Genomic DNA, 1,244 nt, shown 5'->3' on the forward strand with positions numbered 1-1,244 from the left:
GCCTTGGAGACCACGCCGAGCAGCGAGTCGACCTTGGACTTGAGCAGGTTGGTGGCGGCTTGCTCGTTGGCCTGGCTGTCCTGGATCGATTGGGCCATGCGGTTGAACTCCGTCGCGACCAAGCCCAGTTCATCGGCCGACAGCACCGCCGCCCGCGCCGACTGTTCGCCGGCGGCGATACGGCCCACCGCGTGCGTCAGGTTGTTCAAGGGCGTCAGCAGCGAACGTCCCAGCAGCCAGGCGATGGTGGCCGACAGCACCACGCAGGCCAGGCCGCCGGCGCTCAGCACCAGCCGCATGGTTTCCTGCAAACGGCTCGATGCCTCGGAGCGTTGCGCCAGCAGCGCGCGTTCCTCTGTCGTCGCCTGGTCCAGGGATTTGTAGATGTCGGTGATCGCGACATTCCCGTTGAGCAGCGACCCGCTGTGGCCCATGATGTCGGCGGCGCCGGGCTTGTCACCCAGTTCAAGGCGTTCGGCCAGTTGCGCCTCGATGACTTCCTTGGTCCACTTGTCAATCATGCCCTCCAGCGCCTTGAAGCGCGCGACCTGGATAGGATTGTCGCCGGTGAGTTTTTGCAGCGCCAGCAGGGAGCCTGGCAGGTCGGACAGTTCCTTGTGGGTTTGTTCGTAGCGCTTGGCGGCGCCGGTCAGGTAGTAGCCGCGCGCTTCCACCTGTACTTGCAGCAGGTCGTTGCGCATCTGGTCGACGGACTGGATCACCTCCATGCTATGCCGGTCCCACCCGTTGGCCTCGGACAGGCTGTTGAACCGGTTGTATGCGATGGATAAAAGCACCAGGATGATGGCGAGGATGGCGCCAAAACTCAGATACAGCTTGCTCTTGATGCTCAAATCTTTATACATGTGTTCTCCAGGTGCCGCGATTGTCGGGGCATTGTCCCACGCTCAAGCCGCTACGGCAAAATTAGCGACGCTGTTTTGCAAGTCGCCCGCCGCGTACTGCAGCTGGTGCACCGCTTCGCTGGTGGCCTTGAGCGATTCGACCGTCTGCTGGGTGGCGTCGCTCAGCTGCACCATGGTCTCCGAGATCTGCTGCGCGCCGACCGCCTGCGACTGCATCCCCTGCAGCACCGCGTCGAACTGCGGCGCCAGCTTCTGCACCTGGCCCATCACGCCCGACAACTGGTCGGTCACCTGGCGTACTTCGCCGACGCTGCGGCGGATCTCCTCGGAGAATTTATCCATGCCCATCACGCTGGCCGACACCGCCGACTGCATCTC

General features: G+C 63.3%; 1 protein-coding gene and 1 pseudogene. Both read right to left on the reverse strand.

Going from position 1 to position 1,244, the window contains the following annotated elements:
• Positions 1-866 (reverse strand): CHASE3 domain-containing protein (locus AC07OK_RS30725; RefSeq protein ID WP_494693838.1); only part of this gene is annotated, 866 nt, incomplete at its 3' end.
• Between the two features lie 42 nt (positions 867-908).
• Positions 909-1,244: pseudogene (locus AC07OK_RS30730) on the reverse strand (chemotaxis protein); the annotation flags it as partial.

It is taken from the genome of Duganella sp. GW821-FHT07G03 (assembly GCF_059418605.1).